20 protein-coding genes are annotated in these 21,778 nt (G+C 70.1%); 11 read left to right on the top strand and 9 right to left on the bottom strand.

Annotation, left to right across the window (positions count from 1 at the left end):
• Positions 1-98 precede the first annotated feature (98 nt).
• The 3 genes from H7A72_RS12370 to H7A72_RS12360 all read right to left on the bottom strand — a co-directional run bounded on the left by H7A72_RS12370 (position 99) and on the right by H7A72_RS12360 (position 3,804).
• The gene (locus H7A72_RS12370; protein ID WP_185220722.1) at positions 99-1,085 is read right to left on the bottom strand and encodes a CPBP family intramembrane glutamic endopeptidase; all 987 of its coding nucleotides are present in this window, start codon (positions 1,083-1,085) and stop codon (positions 99-101) included.
• A gap of 127 nt (positions 1,086-1,212) precedes the next feature.
• A complete protein-coding gene (locus H7A72_RS12365) occupies positions 1,213-2,496 on the bottom strand; it encodes a glycoside hydrolase family 3 N-terminal domain-containing protein (RefSeq protein WP_223277636.1) in 1,284 nt (427 codons plus the stop codon).
• A 60-nt stretch (positions 2,497-2,556) separates the two neighbouring features.
• A complete protein-coding gene (locus H7A72_RS12360; protein WP_223277635.1) occupies positions 2,557-3,804 on the bottom strand; it encodes a class I SAM-dependent methyltransferase in 1,248 nt (415 codons plus the stop codon).
• Positions 3,805-4,007: 203 nt separating this feature from the next.
• Between H7A72_RS12360 and groES the strand changes: the two genes are divergently transcribed.
• Both groES and groL read left to right on the top strand, forming a co-directional pair.
• Complete coding sequence (gene groES / locus H7A72_RS12355) at positions 4,008-4,304, top strand: co-chaperone GroES (protein WP_072625319.1); 297 nt, start codon at positions 4,008-4,010, stop codon at positions 4,302-4,304.
• A 98-nt stretch (positions 4,305-4,402) separates the two neighbouring features.
• On the top strand, positions 4,403-6,004 hold the full coding sequence (groL, locus tag H7A72_RS12350; protein ID WP_185220720.1) for a chaperonin GroEL: 1,602 nt from the start codon (positions 4,403-4,405) through the stop codon (positions 6,002-6,004).
• A gap of 162 nt (positions 6,005-6,166) precedes the next feature.
• Here groL and H7A72_RS12345 read toward each other — a convergent pair whose 3' ends face one another.
• Positions 6,167-6,709, bottom strand: a complete 543-nt coding sequence (locus H7A72_RS12345; protein ID WP_185222392.1) for a PadR family transcriptional regulator — start codon at positions 6,707-6,709, stop codon at positions 6,167-6,169.
• 77 nt (positions 6,710-6,786) lie between these two features.
• On the opposite strand from H7A72_RS12345, the gene H7A72_RS12340 reads away from it, so the two are divergent.
• The 5 genes from H7A72_RS12340 to H7A72_RS12320 all read left to right on the top strand — a co-directional run bounded on the left by H7A72_RS12340 (position 6,787) and on the right by H7A72_RS12320 (position 13,775).
• On the top strand, positions 6,787-9,186 hold the full coding sequence (locus H7A72_RS12340; protein WP_185220719.1) for a xanthine dehydrogenase family protein molybdopterin-binding subunit: 2,400 nt from the start codon (positions 6,787-6,789) through the stop codon (positions 9,184-9,186).
• Positions 9,187-9,250: 64 nt separating this feature from the next.
• Positions 9,251-10,030: an enoyl-CoA hydratase/isomerase family protein gene (locus tag H7A72_RS12335; protein ID WP_084450209.1), complete on the top strand. Its 780-nt coding sequence runs from the start codon at positions 9,251-9,253 to the stop codon at positions 10,028-10,030.
• A 1-nt stretch (position 10,031) separates the two neighbouring features.
• Positions 10,032-10,922: a xanthine dehydrogenase family protein subunit M gene (locus tag H7A72_RS12330; protein WP_185220718.1), complete on the top strand. Its 891-nt coding sequence runs from the start codon at positions 10,032-10,034 to the stop codon at positions 10,920-10,922.
• The gene (locus tag H7A72_RS12325; protein WP_185220717.1) at positions 10,922-12,175 is read left to right on the top strand and encodes a 2Fe-2S iron-sulfur cluster-binding protein; all 1,254 of its coding nucleotides are present in this window, start codon (positions 10,922-10,924) and stop codon (positions 12,173-12,175) included. Before H7A72_RS12330 ends, H7A72_RS12325 begins: the two co-directional genes overlap by 1 nt.
• Position 12,176: 1 nt before the next feature.
• Complete coding sequence (locus tag H7A72_RS12320) at positions 12,177-13,775, top strand: class I adenylate-forming enzyme family protein (RefSeq protein WP_185220716.1); 1,599 nt, start codon at positions 12,177-12,179, stop codon at positions 13,773-13,775.
• Between the two features lie 191 nt (positions 13,776-13,966).
• Here H7A72_RS12320 and serA read toward each other — a convergent pair whose 3' ends face one another.
• Entirely contained in the window at positions 13,967-15,169 is a 1,203-nt protein-coding gene (serA, locus tag H7A72_RS12315) for a phosphoglycerate dehydrogenase (RefSeq protein ID WP_185220715.1), read from the bottom strand.
• Positions 15,170-15,278: 109 nt separating this feature from the next.
• Between serA and H7A72_RS12310 the strand changes: the two genes are divergently transcribed.
• Positions 15,279-15,974 (top strand): aspartate/glutamate racemase family protein, encoded by a 696-nt coding sequence (locus tag H7A72_RS12310; RefSeq protein ID WP_084450404.1) that lies wholly within the window; start codon positions 15,279-15,281, stop codon positions 15,972-15,974.
• A 42-nt stretch (positions 15,975-16,016) separates the two neighbouring features.
• Here the strand turns inward: H7A72_RS12310 and H7A72_RS12305 are convergent, their stop codons facing one another.
• Together H7A72_RS12305 and H7A72_RS12300 are read right to left on the bottom strand one after the other, a co-directional pair.
• Complete coding sequence (locus tag H7A72_RS12305) at positions 16,017-16,262, bottom strand: RNA-binding S4 domain-containing protein (protein WP_084450214.1); 246 nt, start codon at positions 16,260-16,262, stop codon at positions 16,017-16,019.
• A 57-nt stretch (positions 16,263-16,319) separates the two neighbouring features.
• Positions 16,320-16,622, bottom strand: a complete 303-nt coding sequence (locus tag H7A72_RS12300; RefSeq protein ID WP_084450215.1) for a WhiB family transcriptional regulator — start codon at positions 16,620-16,622, stop codon at positions 16,320-16,322.
• Positions 16,623-16,804: 182 nt separating this feature from the next.
• On the opposite strand from H7A72_RS12300, the gene guaB reads away from it, so the two are divergent.
• Positions 16,805-18,346, top strand: a complete 1,542-nt coding sequence (gene guaB, locus H7A72_RS12295) for an IMP dehydrogenase (protein WP_185220714.1) — start codon at positions 16,805-16,807, stop codon at positions 18,344-18,346.
• Between the two features lie 2 nt (positions 18,347-18,348).
• On the top strand, positions 18,349-19,308 hold the full coding sequence (locus H7A72_RS12290; RefSeq protein ID WP_185220713.1) for a hypothetical protein: 960 nt from the start codon (positions 18,349-18,351) through the stop codon (positions 19,306-19,308).
• Here the strand turns inward: H7A72_RS12290 and H7A72_RS12285 are convergent.
• The gene (locus H7A72_RS12285) at positions 19,295-20,326 is read right to left on the bottom strand and encodes a P1 family peptidase (protein ID WP_185220712.1); all 1,032 of its coding nucleotides are present in this window, start codon (positions 20,324-20,326) and stop codon (positions 19,295-19,297) included. The genes H7A72_RS12290 and H7A72_RS12285 overlap by 14 nt on opposite strands.
• A gap of 47 nt (positions 20,327-20,373) precedes the next feature.
• On the opposite strand from H7A72_RS12285, the gene H7A72_RS12280 reads away from it, so the two are divergent.
• Positions 20,374-21,393, top strand: coding sequence for a dipeptidase (locus H7A72_RS12280; protein WP_185220711.1), 1,020 nt, complete (start codon positions 20,374-20,376; stop codon positions 21,391-21,393).
• Between the two features lies 1 nt (position 21,394).
• On the opposite strand, the gene H7A72_RS12275 is transcribed toward H7A72_RS12280, so the two are convergent.
• On the bottom strand, positions 21,395-21,676 hold the full coding sequence (locus tag H7A72_RS12275) for an antitoxin (RefSeq protein ID WP_072625306.1): 282 nt from the start codon (positions 21,674-21,676) through the stop codon (positions 21,395-21,397).
• Positions 21,677-21,778 lie beyond the last annotated feature (102 nt).

Raw genomic sequence — 21,778 nt, 5'->3', positions numbered from 1 at the left:
CTGGATCGGGAGCCGTGACCCGTCGTACGCAGCAGTGGCGTAGGCACCGCCCGGACCGCCGGACCCTCGGCCCCCGGGCCCACGGGCCGGGCGCGAGCTCAGCCGAGCGCCGGCTCGCGCCAGCCCTGCGGGGCGATGCCGTGCCGCCGAGCGAGATGCAGCAGGACCGCGGCGACGAGCGTCGTGGCGGCCACGCTTGCCCCGGCGGCGAGCGGGGTGCTCGTCACGCCGGTGTCGACATAGCTCTGCTCGAGGCCGCCGGCCAGCAGGCCCAGGGTGACGACGAGCAGGTTGTTGACCATGTGGAGGGCGATGATCGCCTCGAGACCGCCGGTGCGCCAGGTGAGCCAGCACCCGACCGCGGCCATCCACCCGAGGTCGATGAGGATCCACACGTCCAGCGATCCGTGCGCCAGGGCGAAGAGTGCCGCCGACAGCAGGGTCGTCACGCCGAGCGCGACGACGGGGGAGCGCACCCAGGCACCCAGGCCCTGAACGAGCCCACCACGCATGAAGATCTCCTCGGCGGCGGCCTGCAGCGGCGTCGTCAGCAGCGACACGACGAGCAGTCCGACCCAGTGCTCCGGACGCCCGAGCACCTCTGCACCGTCGGCGAGCCAGGCGATGGCGAGGTAGGCCGCCCAGATCGGCGCCAGCACGGCACCGCAGCGGGCCAGCCAGGCCCACCGCATGCGTCCGGCCACGGACAGCACCCGCCCCGCGCCCGGACCGAAGCCGACCCGCAGGCCCAGCAGGGTGGCGGGGATGAGCACGGCGATGAGGAGGTTGCCCAGCAGCGACGCCGCGGGGTCGAGCACATCGAGCATCTGCTCCTCGCTCGCGACCAGACCCGTGGCGATGAAGACGCCGGTGATCACGCCCATCCCGACGAGGGCCGCGATCGAGGCGACGAGGAGCGCGAGGAGGGGCCGCCACCAACGGTGGCTGGGCCCGCGCATCTGGTGGACGTAGCTGCGCGCCTGGGTGGGTTGCGGGTCCGCCGGTTCGCTCGGGGCCGGCAGCAGGGTCGTCGGGGGGGCGAAGGGGGTCTCGGGCGTCTGCGGGCCCGTCGTCGAGGTGCTCATGCGGCAAGACTCGCGCCGGCACCGCGTCGCGGGCATCGGCCCGTGGTCTCGGCTGCCGTCAGCCTTTGGTCGCGGCGGGGGTTGCCCTCACCCGAGCCAGAGGTCTACGCGCCGGTCGCCGGTTGGCTCAGCCGCAGCGCAGCAGACCCATGTCCTCCTTGAGGGTGAGTACGCGGGTGACCGAGGCCGTCACCTGCTTGCCGAAGGCGGCATCCCCCTTCGCCTTGGCCTCGATGGCGGACACCATCGTGGGGACCTGGGCCGGCTCTGCGGTCAGGACGATGTCGCCGCCGGCGGAGATGAAGCGCGTCGCGCGCTCGCCGACCGGCGTGGCCGCGACCGCCTTGGCCGCGCCGACGTCGTCCGTGATGACGACCCCGTCGAAGCCCAGGTCGTCCCGGAGCATGCCGTCGACGATCTTGCGGGAGAAGAGGGCCGGGGTCTCGCCGTCGATCTTGGAGTAGTGCGCGGAGCCGACCATGACGATCTTGGTCCCGGCCTCGATGCTGTCGGCGAAGGGGGTCAGGTGCGCGTCGTCGCGGGTCATCGTCGAGTCGGTGATGCCGGTGTCACGCAGGTCGGTGTTGCCGGTGATCCGCCCCAGCCCGGGGAAGTGCTTGACCGTCGGCTCGACGCCCGCGTCCTGCATGCCCTGACCGAAGGCGACCGCGCCCTTGCTCGCGGCCTGCGGGGTCGAGCCGTACTGGCGGCCCCATTTGCCGATGGGTTCGTTGGCCGTACCGATCTCGCTGGGGACGGTGTCGGCGGTCGGGGCGAGGTTGACGTTGACCCCCGCCTGCTTGAGCTCGGCGCCCCAGCCCTTGGCCGAGGCCCGCAGGTCGGGGTCCTGCGCCTGCTCGAGGCCGGAGGGCATCGAGGTGAAGCCGGACCCGGTGAGCTGCTGGACCTCGCCGCCCTCCTGGTCGGCGGCGACGAGCATGCCCACCTTGGTCCCGTCGACGGTGGGGGAGACCTCCTGCAGGTGCTTGCTGGCGGCCGCGACGGTCGCGCTCTCCTGCCAGCCACCGAGGTAGAGCATCGAGCCCAGGCCCTGCGCCCCGATCGGCCCGTCGAGCGTGGTGGCCGGCCCCGGCTGCATGGCCGCCATGAGCAGCTGTCCGGCCTGCTGGGTCGGCGTCATGGCGTCACGCACCTGCTCGACGCAGGCGCTGGCCTCGGGGCCGGAGGCGGTCGTCGTGGTGGACCGCGACGAGGACGAAGGGGAGGACGTCGCCGCCGAGGAGGACGTCGCGGAGGTCGTGTCCTCGGCCGAGGTCGAGGACGGAGTCGAGGACGACGTCGAGGAGGAGCTCGTGCTGCCCGCTCCCGGGTCGTCGGAGGCGCACCCGACGAGGGCGAGGACGGCGAGGCCTGCAGCGGCGCGGGTCAGGTGACTGGCTCGGGTCGGCATGGGGGGCAGGCTACCTGCGCCGCATGGGCGTCGACGGCGCTCGCGCCGGTGATGCCGCGCTCAGGAGGCCTCGACGACGAGCACGGCATGCTCGCCGCCGACGCGGGTGAGCACGACGGTGGCACTGTCGCCGTCGCCGGCCCCGCGGCCGATCTTCAGCTGCTTGCGCAGCTGGTCCTCGTCGAGCCGGATCCCGCGCTTCTTGACCGTGAGGCCGGTGACCCCGCGCTCGCGGAGCCACCCGCGCAGACCCTTGACGGAGAAGGGCATCGCCTCGAGCACCTCGTAGCGTCGGGCGTGGCCGAGGTCGACCGCGTCGTCGCTGGTGACGTAGCCGAGCCCGGCCTCGAGCTCCATGCCGGAGACGGCGCCGGTGACGGTGCCGATGAGGCCTGCCCGGGTGACCGCGCGGTCGGCCTCGTAGAGCCAGCGGCCGGTGTCGGCGAGCGAGAGGGCGGCGGCCGGGTCGTCCTCGCAGCTGCGCTGGTCGACCTCGACCGGCGGCGCGCCCTTGCGCAGGACCCGGGCGCTGCGGCCGGCCTCCTTGACGAGCGGGCCCCACCAGACCGTGCACTCGAGGACGGTGCCCTGCCACGAGGTCCACTGGGCCTCGGTGCCGAGCGGCGGGATGTCGTGGGGGAGCGAAGGGGAGAGCTTGGCCCCGGTCGCGGGGACGTCACGGGCGACGGAGAGCACGAAGTCCCACGACGGGGAGATCTCGTCGAGCCGGAAGACGCGCCGGGTGCGGCCGGAGCGGTCGGTGACTCCGGGGGTGCGGCGGGCGGGGTCGAGCCAGACTCCGGTGCGCGAGTGCAGCGGGTCGAGCGGTGCCTCGAAGTCCTCGGCCACACCGGTGCGGGCCCGGCTGTCGGGCCACGGCCGCAGGTTGACGTCGGCGATGGCCGCCGTGAGCGGGTCGGCATCGACGCCGTGGACGGTGACACCGAGGGCGCTCATCGCCATCGCGTCCGAGCCGATGCCGCAGCCGAGGTCGTGGACGGTCGCCAGGCTGGCCGTCGCGTAGCGGCCGGCGTGCGTCGCCGCCACCTCGAGCCGGCTGGCCTGCTCGAGACCATCGGGGGTGAAGAGCATGCCGTCGGCGAACTCGCCGAACTTCTCCTGCGCGCGCGCCTGCAGGCGCTTCTGCGTCAGGAGGGCGGCGACGCGCTCGGCGGAGTGACCCCCCGCCCGCAGCCGAGAGGCCAGACCGACCGCGTCCGCCTCGCGGTACTCGGGCAGGCCGTGCAGGGACTCGTGCCCCTCGGGGGAGGCCAGCCAGCGCACGGTCGTCGGATCCACGTGCGCCATTGTCACGCATCCCGGGCCGCCCAGCGGCCCGGTCGCGACGGGGATTGGCACTCGGGTTGACCGAGTGCCAATCGGGTGCCTAGATTTGCTCTTGGCACTCACCTCCGGCGAGTGCCAGATGCCACGGTTGGACGACCCCCGCGACGGCGCCCGGCCAGGCTTCGCCCCACGTTCACACACACGTCCCCACAGAAGGAGTCACCGTGTCGGTTTCCATCAAGCCGCTCGAGGACCGGATCGTCGTCCAGGGCATCGAGGCGGAGCAGACCACCGCCTCCGGCCTCGTCATCCCGGACACCGCCAAGGAGAAGCCCCAGGAGGGCGAGGTCGTCGCCGTCGGCCCCGGCCGGTTCAACGAGGACGGTGACGAGCGCATCCCGATGGACATCTCCGTCGGCGACCGCGTCATCTACTCCAAGTACGGCGGCACCGAGGTCAAGCACGGCGGCCAGGAGTACCTCATCCTCTCCGCGCGCGACGTGCTCGCGATCGTCGGCTGACGATCCTTCCCAGTACTGAGCTGACGCCCCGGGTGCGGCCCCTCCCGGGCCCTCCGGGGCGTCACCTCTTCCCCCTTCGTTAGAACCAAAGGACAGACATGGCCAAGGAACTGGAGTTCAACGACTCCGCCCGTGACGCCCTCCAGCGCGGCGTCGACCAGCTCGCCAACGCCGTCAAGGTGACCCTCGGCCCCAAGGGCCGCAATGTCGTCATCGACAAGCAGTGGGGCGCCCCCACGATCACCAACGACGGCGTGACGATCGCCCGCGAGATCGAGCTCGAGGACCCCTACGAGAACCTCGGCGCCCAGCTCGCCAAGGAGGTCGCCACCAAGACCAACGACGTCGCCGGTGACGGCACGACGACCGCGACCGTCCTCGCCCAGGCCATGGTCAAGGAGGGCCTGCGCAATGTCGCCGCGGGAGCCGCCCCGTCCGGCCTCAAGCGCGGCATCGACAAGGCCGTCGAGGCCGTCTCGGCCCGCCTGCTCGAGACCGCCCGTGAGGTCGAGGGCAAGGACGAGATCGCCCAGGTCGCGTCGCTGTCCGCCCAGGACCAGGGCATCGGCGGGATCATCGCCGACGCCTTCGACAAGGTCGGCAAGGACGGCGTCATCACCGTCGAGGAGTCCTCGACCGCCGAGACCGCGCTCGACTTCACCGAGGGCATGCAGTTCGACAAGGGCTACATCAGCCCCTACTTCGTCACCGACCCGGAGCGTATGGAGGGTGTCCTCGAGGACGCCTACGTCCTGATCAACCAGGGCAAGATCTCCAACATCCAGGAGATCCTCCCGGTGCTGGAGAAGGTCGTGCAGTCCGGCAAGCCGCTGCTCGTCATCGCCGAGGACATCGACGGCGAGGCCCTCTCGACGCTCGTCGTCAACAAGCTCAAGGGCGTCTTCAACGTCGCGGCCGTCAAGGCTCCCGGCTTCGGCGACCGCCGCAAGGCGATGCTCCAGGACATGGCGATCCTCACCGGCGGTCAGGTCATCGCCGAGGAGGTCGGCCTCAAGCTCGACCAGGTCACCCTCGAGGACCTTGGGCAGGCCCGTCGCATCGTCGTCACCAAGGACACCACGACGATCATCGACGGCCAGGGTGCTGCCGACGACGTGACTGGTCGGGTCAACCAGATCAAGTCCGAGATCGAGCGCACCGACTCCGACTGGGACCGCGAGAAGCTTCAGGAGCGCCTCGCCAAGCTTGCCGGTGGCGTGTGCGTCATCCAGGTGGGTGCCCACACCGAGGTCGAGCTCAAGGAGAAGAAGCACCGCATCGAGGACGCGATCTCCGCGACCCGCGCGGCCATCGAGGAGGGCATCGTCGCCGGCGGTGGCTCCGCCCTGGCGCACGCGGTCGCCGCGCTCGACTCCGTGCAGCTCGAGGGTGACGAGCAGGTCGGTGCCAACATCGTGCGCACCGCCGGTGTCGAGCCGCTGCGCTGGATCGCCGAGAACGCGGGCCTCGAGGGTTACGTCGCCGTCGCCAAGGTGCAGGAGCTGACCCCGGGTCAGGGCCTCAACGCCGCGACCGGCGAGTACGGCGACCTCATCGGCCAGGGCGTCATCGACCCGGTCAAGGTCACCCGCTCCGCGCTCGTCAACGCCGCCTCGATCGCGTCGATGGTCCTCACCACCGACACGCTCGTCGTGGACAAGAAGGAGGACGAGGACGAGGGTCACGGCCACTCGCACTGACGTCCCGACCTGATCGAATGGGGTGGCGCACCGGTTGGTGCGCCACCCCATTCGTCATGCTCCGTGGTGTAGATGCGACCCAGGAGCCACCGACCGACCCTGATCGCTGTGAAAGACCGCCCCAGCGAGGCTGCCGCGGGCCGCAGCCGGTGGCGCTGAGGGTCAGTCCTCGGGATCGAGCCGCTCGGCCAAGTCCACCCAGAAGGCCAGCGCTGCCTCGGTCATCGCGATTCCCAGCTCGAGCGGGATCATCCGCGAGGCCACATCGGCACGGTCGGCGAACCGCTCCTGGATGGAGTGGTACTCGGCGAGTCGGGCCGTGTGTTGCTTGATTTGGTCGGCGGCCAACCGTCGCTCCGTGTCGGGTCCCATCAACTCGCTGAAGAAGAGTTTCAGCTCCGCGACGTCGCGGATCTGCATCGGATCGGTGATCGGTTGGTCGAGCCACGCCACCAGTGCCTCACGCCCCTCCTCGGTGATCGAGAAGGTCTGGCGACGGCGCCCGTTCGCCTCCTCCTCGACCGTGAGCAGCCCGGCGTCGGCGAGCTTGCGCGGCTCCGAGTAGAGCTGGGCGTGCGGGAACGGCCAGAAGTAGCCGATCGAGTGGCCGGAGGCCCGCTTCAAGTCGTACGAGGTGGAGGGTCCGCGGAGAGCAATCAGCCCGAGCACCAGGAAGGAGGTGACAGTGAGGCGGTCCCTTGACATGCCCACATGGTAAACATATGGTTCAGTCAAGACGGTCCGAAATGGACGGTGCATGTCACACGGTGAAAGGTGTGGGGATGACTTCAACGGCGATGTCCAGGCTCGAGGACGCCAACCTTGTCACCGGCAAGGGCTCCTTCCTCGACGACCTCGACCCCATTCCGGGCACCCTCGTCGCCGCCATCGTCCGGAGCCCGAACGCACACGCCAAGATCACCTCCGTCGACCTGCAACGCGCTCGGAACCATCCCGGCGTGGCCGCGGTGATCGGGCCAGAAGAAGTCCTTGCAGCCTTGAAGCCCTTCCCCCTTTCGCTGCGGGCACCGATGGACTACTACCCGACCGGGACCGACAAGGTCCGCTACGTCGGGGAGCCGGTTGCCGTGGTCGTCGCCACCGATCGATACACCGCCGAGGACGCCGGCGACCTGGTGGACATCAGTTACGAGCTCGAACCCGTCGTCGTGGATGCGATGAAGGCCATCACCCCGAACTCCCCGCTGCTGCACGAGCGCAGCAAGACCAACGTCGCGAGCGATCGCACCTTCAACTTCGGCGAGGTGGACGAGGCCTTCGCCGATGCCGCCCACGTGGTCGAGGGTGAGTACTACTTCCCGCGGTACTCCTCCACCCCGATGGAGTGCTACAACGTGGTGGCCAACTGGGTCGATGGTCCCCAACGCCCCGAGGTGACGGTCTGGTCGAACTTCCACGGGCCCTTCTCGATGGTCCCGGTGCTCTGTGGGGCAATGGGGCTGACCACCTCTCAGCTGCGCCTGCACGTCCCGGCCGACAACGGCGGGTCATTCGGCATCAAGGCGGGCATCTACCCCTACATCGCGTTGATGGCGCTGGCCTCTCGGCACGCGGGTCGACCGGTGCGCTGGTCGGAGGATCGCTCCGAGCACCTGCTCGCCAGCTCAGCCGGGTCGGACCGACACATGAAGGTCCGGACCGCCATCGACGCGGCCGGCATCATCCAGGCCATCGACATCGACTTCGTGGAGAACGTCGGCGCATACCTGCGCCCGCCCGAGCCCGCCACCCTCTACCGCTGCTTCGGCAACATGACCGGGGCGTACGGCATCGAGCACGTCCGACTCCGGTCCCGGGCAGTGGTCACGAACAAGTGCCCGACCGGGCTGAACCGTGGCTTCGGCGGCCAGCAGCTCTACTTCGCCCTGGAACGGATCATGGACAAGGCTGCCAAGGCGGTCGGGCTGGATCGGCTGGAGTTCCGCAAGCGAAACCTGATCGGAGCGGAGTCCTTCCCGTACGCCACCCCGACGGGTGGGATCTACGACTCGGGCAACTACCAGAAGGTGGTGGAACACCTCGAGGACAACTCCGACTACCAAGCCCTGTTGGCCCGCCAGGCCGAAGCCCGGGCGCGCGGCGAACTGGTCGGAACCGGGGTTGCGCTGATCGTCGAACCGTCCGGGACCAACATCGGCTACGTCGGGCTGGCCACCCCAGCGGAGAACCGTCCGCCCGGACGTGGCAAGTCGGGTTCGACGGAACACGTACACCTCAGCGTTGATCCGCAAGGCAACGTCGGCATCACCCTCGGCACCGTCCCGCAGGGCCAGGGGCATGCCACGGTCGCGCGCCAGGTGGTCGCCCGCGAACTCGGTCTACCCGAGGAGCAGGTGGTGCCGACCGTGGTGATGGACACCGCCACCACGGCGTGGACCATCACCTCCGGCAGCTACTCCTCACGATTCTCCCCGCTGCTCACCTCCGCACTGGTGGACGGGGCCCGTGAGATCGGTGAGCGGATCAAGAGGGCCGCTGCCCTGATGCTCGACACCACCGCGGACCTGCTCGAACTCCACCAAGGCACCGTCCGTGTCAAGGGCGACCCGGAGAAGTCAGTGTCGTTCAAGCACGCCGCCGGCCTGATCCACTGGGATCCGGGCCGCCTGCCGGGAGGCGAAGAGGCCACGCTCGAGGTGAACGTCGCCTTCACGCCCCCGCAGGCACAGGCGCCGTCGCGCACCGACCAGGTCAACTCGTCGCTGTGCTACGGCTTCGTCGCCGACCTGGTGAGTGTTCGGATCGACCCGGAGACGCTGGAGATCACCATCGACGACGTGGTCAGCGTTCACGACGCCGGCACCATCCTGAACGAGCAGTTGTTCACAGGTCAGGTGCACGGTGCGATGGTCCAGGCCCTCGGCGGTGCCATGTACGAAGAGATGAGCTACTCCGATTCGGGGCAGCCCGTCTCCACCTTCATGGACTACCTGGTGCCCACCTCGGCGGAGTCGATGTTTCCGTTCCGGATGGATCACATCGAGACCCCCTCCCCGCTCACCCGGCTGGGTGCCAAGGGAGCCGGTGAGGGCGCCAGCATGAGTTTCCCCGTGGCCCTCGCGAATGCTGTCGAGGACGCCATCAGCGAGCACGGGGTGGAGATCAACTCCCTGCCCGTCCACCCCAGCGTGCTGCACGACCTGCTGTACCCGAACGACTGACGACAACACCTGCAGCCCAACCCCCAGCACAAGATCCCCCAGCACACCCATCGAAAGGAATGCCATGCCCACCACCGGAGGCGACATCCGGCTCGAGCGCAGCCATGACGGCCGCGTGGCCAACCTCACCCTCGACCACGGTCGGCTCAACATCGTCACCATGGAGATGCGGGCCTTGATGGCCGAACGGTTCTCCGAGATCGATGCCGACGATGACGTTCGGGTCGTGGTCATCCGTGGTGAGGGTGAGAACTTCACCTCCGGTGGCGACATCGCCGGCTTCATGGAGGTGGCCCCCTTCGACCTGACCGATCTCGGCCACGACGTCACCGCAGCAAGCCGGTCCCCGAAGCCGGTTATCGCGGCGATCGACGGCTACTGCTTCGGCGTCGGCCTGGAGCTCGTGCTGTCCACAGACATTCGGCTGGCCACTCAGCGGTCCTCGTTCGCGCTGCCGGAGATGAAGCTCGGGATGATGCCCGGTTCGGGTGGGACCCAGCGGCTGTCCCGGCTGATCGGGCTGTCTCGCGCGAAGTACCACATCCTCACCGGCGAACGGATCACCGGCCAGCAGGCCCAGGACTGGGGTCTGGTGGCCAGTGCCTCCGCGGACAAGAAGGCAATGGAGGACGAGGTCGAGCGCGTCGTGTCCTCCCTGCTCGGCTTCTCCTCCGTGGCACTGCGGACCGCCAAGGAAGTCCTCGACCGTGGCATCGACGGCCCGCTGGCCACCGGTGTCGAGCTGGAGCGCAAGTCGTACGCGATGCTGCGCGCCACCGAGGACTTCGCCGAGGGTGTCGCTGCTTTCGGGGAAAACCGCAAGCCGCAGTTCCGGAACCGCTGACATGAAGGCCGCTCCCTTCGCGTACGTCCGTCCGACGACTCCGCAGGACGTCGTGGCGGAACTGGCTGCCGCGCAGGCCCATGGCGAGGCGAAGGTCATCGCCGGTGGCCAGTCGTTGGTGCCAGTGCTCGCGATGCGGCTGGGGCGGCCGACCACGCTCGTCGACATCACTCGAGTGGAGCGGTGGCAGCAGATCGAAACTGCTGACCACGTTCGGATCGGGGCCGCGGTGCGGCAGCGCACAGTCGAGCGACACCGCGACCTCGGAGTTCCGCTGCTGTCACGGGCCCTGCCCTGGATCGGCCACCGGGAGATCCGGAGCCGGGGGACCGTGTGCGGATCACTGGCACACGCGGATCCCGCCTCGGAGCTACCGGCGGTGGCACTCACCCTCGGCGCCCGGTTTGGTGTCAACGGGCCCAAGGGGACCAAGGAACTCACCGCCGCGGAGTTCTTCCGCGGAGCGATGACCACGGCCCTGGAACCGGGGGAGGTACTGGAGTACGTCGACTTCCCTCGCGCCCGGCCGGGGCAGGGTTTCGGCTTCGCCGAGACGGCCCGCAGGCACGGCGACTTCGCACTGGTCGGGATCACGGCCATGGTGGAGACGGACGGCGATCGCGTCCGACGGGCCCGGATCGGCGCCTTCGGGGTCGCGGATCGCCCGCAGCTGATCGACGTCACTGATGCAGTGGGCGAACTGCTGTCGGGCGAAGTGCAGCGGGCAGACGCCGGCCGGGTGAGCGACGCACTGGCGGAGGCGGCCGACGCGCTGGTCACCACCGGCGGAGACAAGCACGCCAGCGCTGCTTACCGTCGACGGTTGGTGCGCGTGCTCGGTGGCCGCGAGTTGATCTCCGCCACCCAGCGCAGCATGAGGAGGAACCACTGATGACCGAACTCCGCGAACGGGCACTCGCCCCGCTTCGGCGGCACCGCAGGCGCCGAGGACAGCAGGCGCCGGGGGTGCGTTGTGCCGCCGACGAGTTGATGAGGGTCGATTTCATCATCAACGGTCGACCCGCGACCGTATACGTCGCCCCGCGGGTGACACTGGCGGACGCGCTCCGTGACCATCTCGGCCTGACCGGGACTCACCTGGGCTGCGAGCACGGCGTCTGTGGCCTCTGCACGGTGCTGGTCGACGGCGACGCGGCCCGCGCCTGCTTGACGCTGGCCTGCCAGGTCGACGGCTCCGAGGTGCTGACCGTTGAGGGAATGGGCACTCCCTCCGACCTGCATCCCCTGCAAGAGTCCTTCGGCAGCCACCACGCACTGCAGTGCGGGTTCTGCACCCCGGGGCAGATCATGAGTGCCTACGACCTGCTGAAGACCGACGAGCAGCCGAGCGAGGAAGAACTGCCGGACCAACTGTCCGGCGTGTTGTGCCGGTGCACCGGATACCGCAACATTGTCGACGCCGTCGCCGACGTGGCCCGGAAGTACCCCGACGGGGTGCCAAGACCGCGCAACTGCGCCCAACCCGAACCCCGGCTGCCGCGGGCGACCCTCGGCGGAGCCGGTGAGCCGATGGAGCTCGAACAGGCAAATACCGGGGGACGGGCCGAGATCAGCGTTCCCTCGGGCGAGCCCACCGCCGTCGTCACGGTGGACACCGTGGCCGACGAGCCGATCGACCGGATCTGGTCGATCATCGAAAGTACCTCAACGCTCGCCGCCTGCCTGCCGGGGGCGGAGATCATCGAGGACTTCGGCGACGACCAGTACAAGGGGCGGATGCGGGTCAGCCTCGGCCCGGTACGACTCGCGTTCCTCGGGGACGTGCGGATCGTCGAGCGGGACGAGGGAACGCACCGGGTCAAGGTGATCGGCCAAGCCGCGGACGCGTCCTCCGGCGACGTCGCGGCCGTCGTCGACCTGGTCGCGGAACCGCAGGGGGACGGGCGGACCGCCCTGCGCGCCACGGCCGAACTCCACATGGCGGGCCGGATCGCGCAGTTTGGTCGCGGCCTGGTCAACGACGTCAGCCGGGACATGTTCCAGCAGTTCGCCAGCAACATCGAGGCCGCCGCACGCGGTGAGGCGCCCACCGAGGCCGCCCCGGCCAGCGCACTGTCGATGGTGATGGCCCTCATTCGCTCCCGTGTGGCAGCGCTCGTTCGACTGTTCTCCAGAAGGAATTGACATGGAACTCGGAAGAACCCTTACCTGGGCGGCTGAACGTCACCCCGAGCGGCTCGCGTTCGCAGGCCAGCGCCGACTGACCTACCGCGAGCTCGACGAGCGGACAAATCGGATCGCGAACCTGATGACCTCCCTCGGCGTACGTCGAGGCGACAGGGTCGGGTTGCTCCTGTCCAACAGCGAGGAGATGGCCTCCACCCACCTGGCGCTGCAGAAGATCGGCGTGATGTCCACCCCGTACAACATCCGACTCGGCGAGGTCGAGTTGGTGCACTGCCTGGACGACTCGACCCCGACAGTGGTCGTGGTGGACGACGTCGCCGGCTCGATGGCCGCCGAGGTGCTCAGCGCGTCGAAGGTTTCACCGATCGTGCTGTCAGTCGACACCGATGCGGTGGCCGGGGCTCAGGACTTCGAGCAAGCGGTGGCCGGGGCGGACCCCACTGACCCGGGCGTCGAGGTCGGGCCGGACGACTGGAGCGTGATGCTCTACACCAGTGGCACCACCGGGCGGCCCAAGGGGGTGCCGCGCACCCAGAGCAACGAGCATGCCGCTTCGGTGGGGCACGTCGTGCAGGCCCGTTACGCCCCGGGGGAGATCACCCTCGGCGCGATGCCGCTCTACCACACGATGGGCCTGCGCTCGTTGCTCTCGATGGTGGTGGTGGGCGGCACCTTCGTCGTCCAGCCGGTGTTCAACCCAGGCGAAGCAGTCGACCTGATCGAACAGGAGGGCGTGACGGCGCTCTACCTGGTGCCGACGGCCTTCTGGTCCGTTGTGAACAAGGGTGGCGACATGGAAAGGGTGGCCGGCAGCGTCCGCAAGCTGGCCTTCGCCGGGGCACCAATGACCTCCGCGCTCTGCGAGCAGTTGGTGCAGGCGATCCACCCCGAGGTGTTCGTCAACCACTACGGATCCAGCGAGGTCTACACCTTCTCCATCGCCGCCGACGCCGCCGCCAAGCCGGGCGCAGCCGGACGCCCGGGTGTGTTCGGACGCTGGCGGGTCGTGGACCCCACCTCGGATGAGGCTCATGACTCCCTGCCGGTGGGAACCGAGGGCGAAATCGTGGTCGATCTGCGCTGCCCCGAGGCCTTCGCCGGCTACTGGCAGCGTCCTGACGCCGACGCGAAGTCGATTCGCCACGGGTGGTACCACACCGGGGACGTCGGGCGGGTCGACGAGGACGGCGACCTGTGGGTCGAGGGCCGCGTCGACGACATGATCATCACCGGCGGCGAAAACGTCCACCCGGTCGAGGTGGAAGACGTCCTGTCCCACCACCCGGCGATCGGCGAGGTGGTCGTCGTTGGCCTTCCGGACGAACGCTGGGGGCAGTCCGTGACCTGCTTCGTCGTGCCGGTTGACGGAGTCGACCCGAGTGGGCTCAGCGCGCAGATCCTCGACTGGGCCAAGAACGACTCCGGTCTGTCGCCGTACAAGGTACCCAAGCGTGTCGAGATCGTGCCGGAGATTCCGAAGAGCCCGGTGGGGAAGATCCTCCGCCGAAAGCTGATCGACGCCGAGGCCGCCACGACGGCACGGCCCGTTCCTGATCAACCCACTGAACCACCCACCGAACCACCAACAACTGCCTGACTTCTGTCGGCAGTTCTCCCGGACAACGAGGTCCCCTTCGCTGTCGACTGGTGGCTCGTTGCCGGCGTCGTGGTGCTCATGACCGGGGGGACGGCGGCGGCTGCCTGGGTCGCTTCAGCCCGCATCGTGCGGGCCTCAGACGTGGCTGCGCTGCGCGACGGGGAGTGACCCCCTCCACCCGCGAAGGGGGATCAGGCCGTGACGATGACCCGGACCTCGACGGTCTCGGGCAGGTCGCGCAGACGCTGCTCGGTGTCGGCGGGCAGGCCGCTCGCGAGGTCGGTGACGGCGTAGCCGTACTCGCCCTTGGTGCTCAGCTGCTGGCTGTCGATGTTGACGTCGCCCTCGGACAGGATCGTGTTGACCCGGGCGAGGACGCCGGGGACGTTCTTGTGCAGGTGGAGGATGCGGGTGCTACCCACGGCGACGGGCGCAGCGACGGCCGGGACGTTGACCGACATCGAGGTCGCGCCGGTGTCGGCCCAGTCGCGCAGCTTGCCGGCGACGTAGCGGCCGATGTCGTACTGCGCCTCCTCGGTGGAGCCACCGACGTGCGGGGTGAGGATGACGTTGGGGATGCCCTGCAGGCAGTTCTCGAAGGGGTCGCCCGCCTTCTTGGGCTCGCTCGGGAAGACGTCGACGGCCGCGCCGGCGATGTGCCCCGAGACGAGGTTGTCGCGCAGGGCCTCGAGGTCGACGACGAAGCCGCGCGAGAGGTTGAGGAAGAGGCTGCGCGGGCGCATCTTGGCGAACTGCTCGGCGCCGAAGGTGCCGGCATTGCCCGCGCGGCCGTCGACGTGGAGCGTGATCGTCTCGCAGGTCTCGAGCAGCTCGTCGAGCGAGGTGCACTTCGCGGCATTGCCCAGGGGCAGCTTGTCCTCGAGGTCGTAGAAGGACACGTGCATGCCGAAGGCCTCGGCGACGACCGACAGCTGGGCGCCGATGTTGCCGTAGCCGACGATGCCGAGCGTGCGGCCGCGCACCTCGTGGGCGCCCTTGGCCGACTTGTCCCAGACACCGGCGTGGAGCGCGGCGTTCTTGTCCGTCAGGTGGCGGGCGAGGGCGATGATCTCGCCCAGGGCCAGCTCGACGACGCTGCGCGTGTTGGAGAAGGGGGCATTGAAGACGACGGTGCCGGCCTGGGCGGCCGCGTCGAGGTCGATCTGGTTGGTGCCGATGCAGAAGGCGCCGACGGCCTTGAGCTCGGGCCGGGCCTGGATGACCGCCTGGGTCACCTTGGTCTTGGAGCGGATGCCGAGCAGGTCGACGCCCTCGAGGGCGGAGATCAGCTCGGTCTCGTCGAGGGCCCCGGAGCGGGTCTCGACCTCGAAGCCGGCGGAGGTCAGGGCGTCACGGGCGACGTCGTGGATGTTCTCGAGCAGCAGCACCTTCACGCCTGCAGGGTATGCCCGGGCCGGATGTGGCCGGACAACCGCCCGCGATGCGAACCACAAGGCGGAACGAAGGCCCCACGCGCGCAAGCCTGCTGGCTAGGGTGTGCCCATGCGTCTCCTTGGTGTCCTCGGCGGAATGGGTTGGTCGGCGACGGCGGAGTACTACCGCCGTCTCAACGAAGGGGTCGACGCGCGCCTGGGCGGGTTGCACAGCGCCCGTGTCCTCGTGCACAGCCTCGACTTCCAGCCGGTCGACGACGCCGAAAATGCCGGTGACTGGGACGAGATGGCCCGGCTGCTCGTCGAGGGGGCCCGGAGCCTGCAGGCCGGGGGAGCGGAGGGCATCATCCTCGCCGCCAACACGATGCACGTCGTGGCCGACCAGGTCGCCGAGGCGGTCGACCTGCCCTTCCTGCACATCGCCGAGGCGACCGCTCGCCGGGTCGAGGCCTCGCGGCAGCGCAAGATCGGGCTGATCGCCACGCTGACGACGATGTCGGGGGACTTTTACACCGCTCCCTTCGTCGAGCGCGGCATCGAGGTGCTCCTGCCCGAGGAGGCCGAGCGGCCCGAGGTCGACCGGATCATCTACGAGGAGCTCGTCCACGGGGTCATCAAGGACACCTCACGGCGCGCCCTGCGCTCGGTGATGCAGGGGATGGCCGAGCGGGGCGCCGAGTGCGTCGTGCTCGCGGGCACCGAGCTCGGCCTGCTGCTCGAGGAGGACGACTGCCCCGTGCCGCTGCACGACACCACGGCGATCCACGTCGACCAGGCGCTCGACTGGATGCTCACCGAGGGCTGACCCATCGAGACGGTCGCTGCGCGACCTCCTCAGGGACCGTCGTCACCAGGGGACGTCGATCTCGGCCTCTCCGGTGACGACCTCGACCTGCTGGCCGGCGAAGTCCACGAGGCTGCCCGCCCGGACCTGCGCGCCGCGGCGCGTCTCGGGCTGGCCGTCGACGCTCACCTCGCCGGCGGCGATGACCTCGCGAGCCATCGCGCCGTCCTCCACGAGGCCGGCGAGCTTGAGCAGCTGGCCGAGGCGGATGGACTCGTCACGAATGTGGACCGGTGCGGGAGAGCTCACCCCACCAGCCTAGGACGCGAAGGGGGCGCCTGACGCCCCCCTTCGTCGAGTCGTCGCTCAGCCGGCGATGCCTGCGGCGGCGATGTCGCGCTCGGCGAGGGCGACCTGACGCTCGTCCTCGGTCATGCCGCCCCAGACGCCGAAGGGCTCACGGATGGCGAGGGCGTGCTCGCGGCAGGCGAGCATCACGGGGCAGCCGGTGCAGATCTCCTTGGCGGCCGCGTCGCGGAGGCGGCGGGCCGCGCCGCGCTCGCCGTCGGGGTGGTAGAAGGACTCGCTGCCCGTCTCGCGGCACGCGCCCTCGAACTGCCACTCCCACAGGTCCGCGACCGGACCGGGCGCCTTGTCTGCCTGTGCCATCTGTCTACCTCCGTGCTCAGGGTGCTGTGGAGGTCGAGCACCCCCGTGATTTCTCTGCCAACCTAAGAAGATCGGCGCAAACAGAGGTCGACGAAAAGGTATGGGTTTGCCCTGAAGTTGAGCCTGTTGGTCAGTGATTGGTCAGGTCCGGAGGCGTGCTCGGGGTGGCTTAGGATAGAAAGATGGATTTCGGTGACCCGACCGCCCGTGACCACACCGGGGGCGCGGCCCCCGACCCCTTCGCCAAGGTGGGCCTGACCTACGACGACGTCCTGCTGCTGCCGGGCTACAGCGAGCTGGCGCCCGGCGACCTCGACACCACGAGTCGGCTGACCCGCGAGATCAGCCTCAAGACGCCGCTCATCTCCGCGGCGATGGACACCGTCACCGAGTCGCGGATGGCGATCGCCATGGCTCGCCAGGGCGGCATCGGTGTCCTGCACCGCAACCTGTCCATCGCGGACCAGGCCTACCAGGTCGACCTCGTCAAGCGGACCCAGACGGGCATGATCACCAACCCCGTCGTCATCGGGCCCGACGCGACGCTCGACGACCTCGACCAGCGCTGCGGCGAGTACCGCGTCTCCGGGCTTCCCGTCGTCGACGAGTCCGACGTGCTCATCGGCATCATCACCAACCGCGACCTGCGCTTCACCCCGGTCGCCGAGTGGGCCACGACCCTCGTGCGCGACGTCATGACGCCGATGCCGCTCATCACCGCCCCGGTCGGCATCTCCCAGGAGGACGCCACCCTGCTGCTGCGCCAGCACAAGCGCGAGCGGCTGCCGATCGTCGACGAGCAGGGTCGGCTCGCCGGTCTGATCACCGTCAAGGACTTCGTCAAGAGCGAGCAGTTCCCCGATGCGAGCAAGGACGCGCAGGGCCGCCTGCTCGTCGGTGCCGCCATCGGCTACTTCGGCGACGCGTGGGAGCGGGCGACCACGCTCATCGACGCCGGTGTCGACGTGCTCGTCGCCGACACCGCGCACGGCCACGTCAAGCTGCTCCTCGAGATGGTCCAGCGGCTCAAGTCCGATCCCGCCACCCGGCACGTGCAGGTCATCGGCGGCAACGTCGCCACCCGCGAGGGGGCCCAGGCCTTCATCGACGCCGGCGTCGACGGGATCAAGGTCGGCGTCGGGCCGGGCTCGATCTGCACCACCCGCATCGTCACCGGCGTCGGCGCCCCGCAGATCACCGCGGTCCACGACGCCTCGCTCGCGGCCAAGCCCGCCGGCATCCCCGTCATCGCCGACGGTGGCCTCCAGTACTCCGGTGACATCGCCAAGGCGATCGTCGCCGGGGCCGACACCGTCATGGTCGGCTCGCTCCTCGCCGGCTGCGAGGAGAGCCCGGGCGAGCTGATCTTCGTCAACGGCAAGCAGTTCAAGGCCTACCGCGGCATGGGCAGCCTCGGTGCGATGAGCAGCCGCGGCAAGAAGTCCTTCAGCAAGGACCGCTACTTCCAGGCCGAGGTCACGAGCGACGACCAGCTCGTGCCCGAGGGCATCGAGGGCCGGGTCGCCTACCGCGGCACCCTCGCCCAGGTCGCCCACCAGATGGTCGGTGGCCTGCGGCAGTCGATGTTCTACGTCGGCGCGGGCACCGTCCCCGAGCTGCAGGCGAAGGGGAAGTTCGTCCGGATCACCTCCGCCTCCCTCAAGGAGAGCCACCCCCACGACATCCAGGGCATCGTCGAGGCGCCCAACTACAGCCTGGGCTGACCATGTCTGCGCGGGGGGAGCAGCACGTCGAGCCCAAGGCCCTGGGGCCGATGTGGTGGCTGATGATCGTCGTCGGCCTGCCCGTCGTGCTCCTGCTCATGGCGGTCCTGTCCTTCGCCATGACCATGCTCACCCGCATGCTCGTCGAGGGGCAGACCGAGCCCGACGCGCACGTGCCGACCTTCCTCGCGTGGTTCGTGCTCTTCGGCGGTGCGGCGCTCGTCTTCTACGTCCGCGACACGTGGCGACAGCTCAAGGACGAGCGCGTGCACGTCGACGTCTTCGGCAACGAGCTGCGGATCGACCGGTGGTCACCGCCGCACGAGCGGGAGCGATTCGCCGAGCGGGTCGCGGCCGACGAGGGGGCCCGCACCCGCCAGGCGGGGCGGCGTGACGCCAGCGCACCGGCCCGTCAGCGACCTGAGCCCACCGAAGACGAGCTGCGTGCCGCCGCGCTGCGTCGTCGTGAGGTCGGGCCGGGGATCCCGACGTCGACCCGTGGCAGCGGCCGGGGCCTCGACCTGCTGGGCACGATCGGCGGCATCTGCCTCATCGCCTGGTTGCCCGCCCTCGTCGTGCTCGGCGTCGTCCTGAGCAAGCTGCAGGACACGATCGCCCCCGAGTGGGCCATGCTCTCCCTGGTCCTGCTGCCGATCGGGTGGCTGCTCTCCTGGACTGCCGGGCTGCTGCGGCACCGCTGGTTGCGCACCCGCGAGACCCGCAGCGACCTCGCGGGGTTCCACATGGTCACGGCCTTCGTCGGGATCGTGATCCTGACGGTCACCGGCATCACCGGCCTCGTCATGCGCGACGAGGCGCTCGGTGTCGCCCTGATCAGCTTCCCCCTCGTCGCCCTGTGTGTTTGGGTCATCCGCCACGAGGCGCACCACCACATCTCCGACGGCTCGAGTGGCGACGGCCCCAGCGGCGACGTCGACCTGACCTTCGTCACCTCCGACTGAGCGTCGCCCGGTAACCCGGCAGCACGGCCCCACCGTCCTCGCTGCGGTCGACGGATCCGGCAGCCAGCACCGCCCGGGCGATGGCCCGGCTCACGCAGTCGGCTGCCGCGGTCTGCAGCTCCACCACGTCGAAGGGAGTCGACGTCACCCCGCCCGGTGTCGACAGCGCGAAGACCGTGTCGCCGTCGAAGGCCGTGTGCACGGGGGACAGGGCCCGGGCGAAGCCGTCGTGGGCGACGCCCGCGAGCTTCGAACAGCCGGCCTTGTCGAGCCGGGCATCTGTCGCGACGACCGCGAGCGTCGTGGCGGTCCCCGCGCGCAGAGCCTGCGCCTCGGCCTCCTGGCGCTCCCAGTGAGCTTGCACCGCAACGGGATCCGGCTCGGGCACGTCGACCTCGCCCGGCGCGAGCAGGCGCTCGGCGAGCAGCCGGCCGTCGGGGGAGAGGGGTGAGCCGACGGCGTTGACCGCGACGAGAGCGCCGACCGTCGCGCCCGACGACAGGACGAGGCTCGCCGACCCGATGCCGCCGCGCAGGCCCCCGGCACGGGCTCCGGTGCCGGCGCCGACACTCCCTTCGTCCACCGGGCCGTCGCTCGCCGCCAGGTAGGCCGCGCGCCCCTCGGCCGGTCCGGGATGGTGGCGCCAGGCGCCGGCGCGCCCGAGGTCGAAGAGGATCGCCGCGGGCACGATCGGCACGACCTCGCCGGGCCCGGGGCCGATCGGCCAGCCGCGGCCCTCGTCGGCGAGTGCGGCGACCACACCGTCCGCGGCGGACAGGCCGTAGGCGCTGCCCCCCGAGAGGACGACGGCGTCGACGGCGTCGACGAGGTTGCGAGGGTCGAGCAGGTCGGTCTCGCGGGTGCCCGGACCGCCACCGCGCACGTCGACCCCACCCGTGGTGCCGAGCGGCGGCACGACCACCGTCGTGCCGGTCAGCCAGCCGGGCTCGTCACGGGTGGCGTGGCCGACGCGCACGCCGGGCACGTCGGTGATGGCGTTGTGGACTCCGGGGCGCATGGCACCAGCATGCACCCGGTGGCCCGGGTGACTGGTTGACTGGGGTGATGACGACCAGCGCACCGATCCCGGTCCTCGACGGCCACAACGACCTGCCCTGGCACCACCGCGAGGTGGCCGGCTACGACCTCGACGCGTGCGACATCGCCCGACCGCAGCCGCACCTGCACACGGACCTGCCGCGGATGCGCGAAGGGGGTCTGGCCGCCCAGCTGTGGTCGGTGTGGGTGCCGTGCTCGATGGAGGGTGAGGACGCGGTCGTCGCGACGCACCAGCAGATCGACTTCGTCGAGGCGATGTGCCGCCGCTACGACGAGATGGTGCCGGCCCGCACGGTCGCCGAGGTCCGCGCCGCCTGGGCGGAGGGCAAGCACGCGGCGCTCGTCGGCATGGAGGGTGGGCACAGCATCAACGGCTCGCTCCAGCACCTCGCCAACTTCGCCGACCGCGGTGCGCGCTACATGACGCTCACGCACAACGACAACACGCCGTGGGCGGACTCGGCGACCGACGAGCGGGTGCACGGCGGGCTGACCGACGTCGGGCGCGAGATCGTCGCGGAGATGAACCGCCTGGGGGTCATGGTCGACCTGTCCCACGTGAGCGCCGAGACGATGCACGACGCGCTCGACGCGACCCGCCTGCCGGTGCTCTTCAGCCACTCGGGAGCCCGCGCGATCTGTGACCACCCGCGCAATGTCCCCGACGACGTGCTCGAGCGCATCCCGGGCAACGGCGGCATCGTCATGGCCAATGTCGTGCCGAAGTTCGTCAACCAGGCCCGCGCCGACGAGGTCCTCGGCCGCACCGACGTCGTGCCCGACCCGGTGGCGACCCTCGAGCACGTCGTCGCGCACTTCGAGCACCTGCGGGAGGTCGTCGGCGTCGAGCACGTGGGCATCGGGGCCGACTACGACGGCGTCGACGAGACGCCCGTCGGGCTCGAGGACGTCGCGAGCTATCCGCGCCTGCTCGCTGCGCTGGGGGAGCGGGGCTGGAGCCGCGGCGACCTCGAGGCACTCGCGCACGGCAACGTGCTGCGCGTCCTCGAGGCCACCGAGGTGTAGCTCAGAGTCGGCCGTCGGGGAAGGTGGGCTTCGAGCCCTGCGGCTTCGGCGGCGCCTGGTCGTGGACGGTCGAGCCGCGCACCGTGTCGGTGCCGGTGAGGTTCTTCTTCGCCATGGAGGAGAAGCCGGCGATCCGGGAGGTGTACTTCCCCTTCGTGCGGCTGTCGACGAAGCCGGTGGCCGTGTCGATGAACTTGGCGGCCTGCTCGGGGTTGTTGTGCGCCCACTGACGGGCGGCCTCGGCGGCGGTGATGATGACGGCGGCGTTCTTGAGCTTGCGCATTCGGGGGTTCCTTCCCTCGTGGGTGTCTCCATCGTGCCCAACGACCGGGGCCCAGTGTGGATTCCGGGGCCCCGGTCGTCGTGTGCTCGCCGGCCGTCCCCC

This window comes from Janibacter sp. YB324 (assembly GCF_014217915.1).
In the GTDB taxonomy this organism is placed as follows: Bacteria; Actinomycetota; Actinomycetes; order Actinomycetales; family Dermatophilaceae; genus Janibacter; species Janibacter indicus.
Note: the sequence above shows the minus strand (reverse complement) of the source record. Positions and strands in the feature narration are given on the sequence as shown.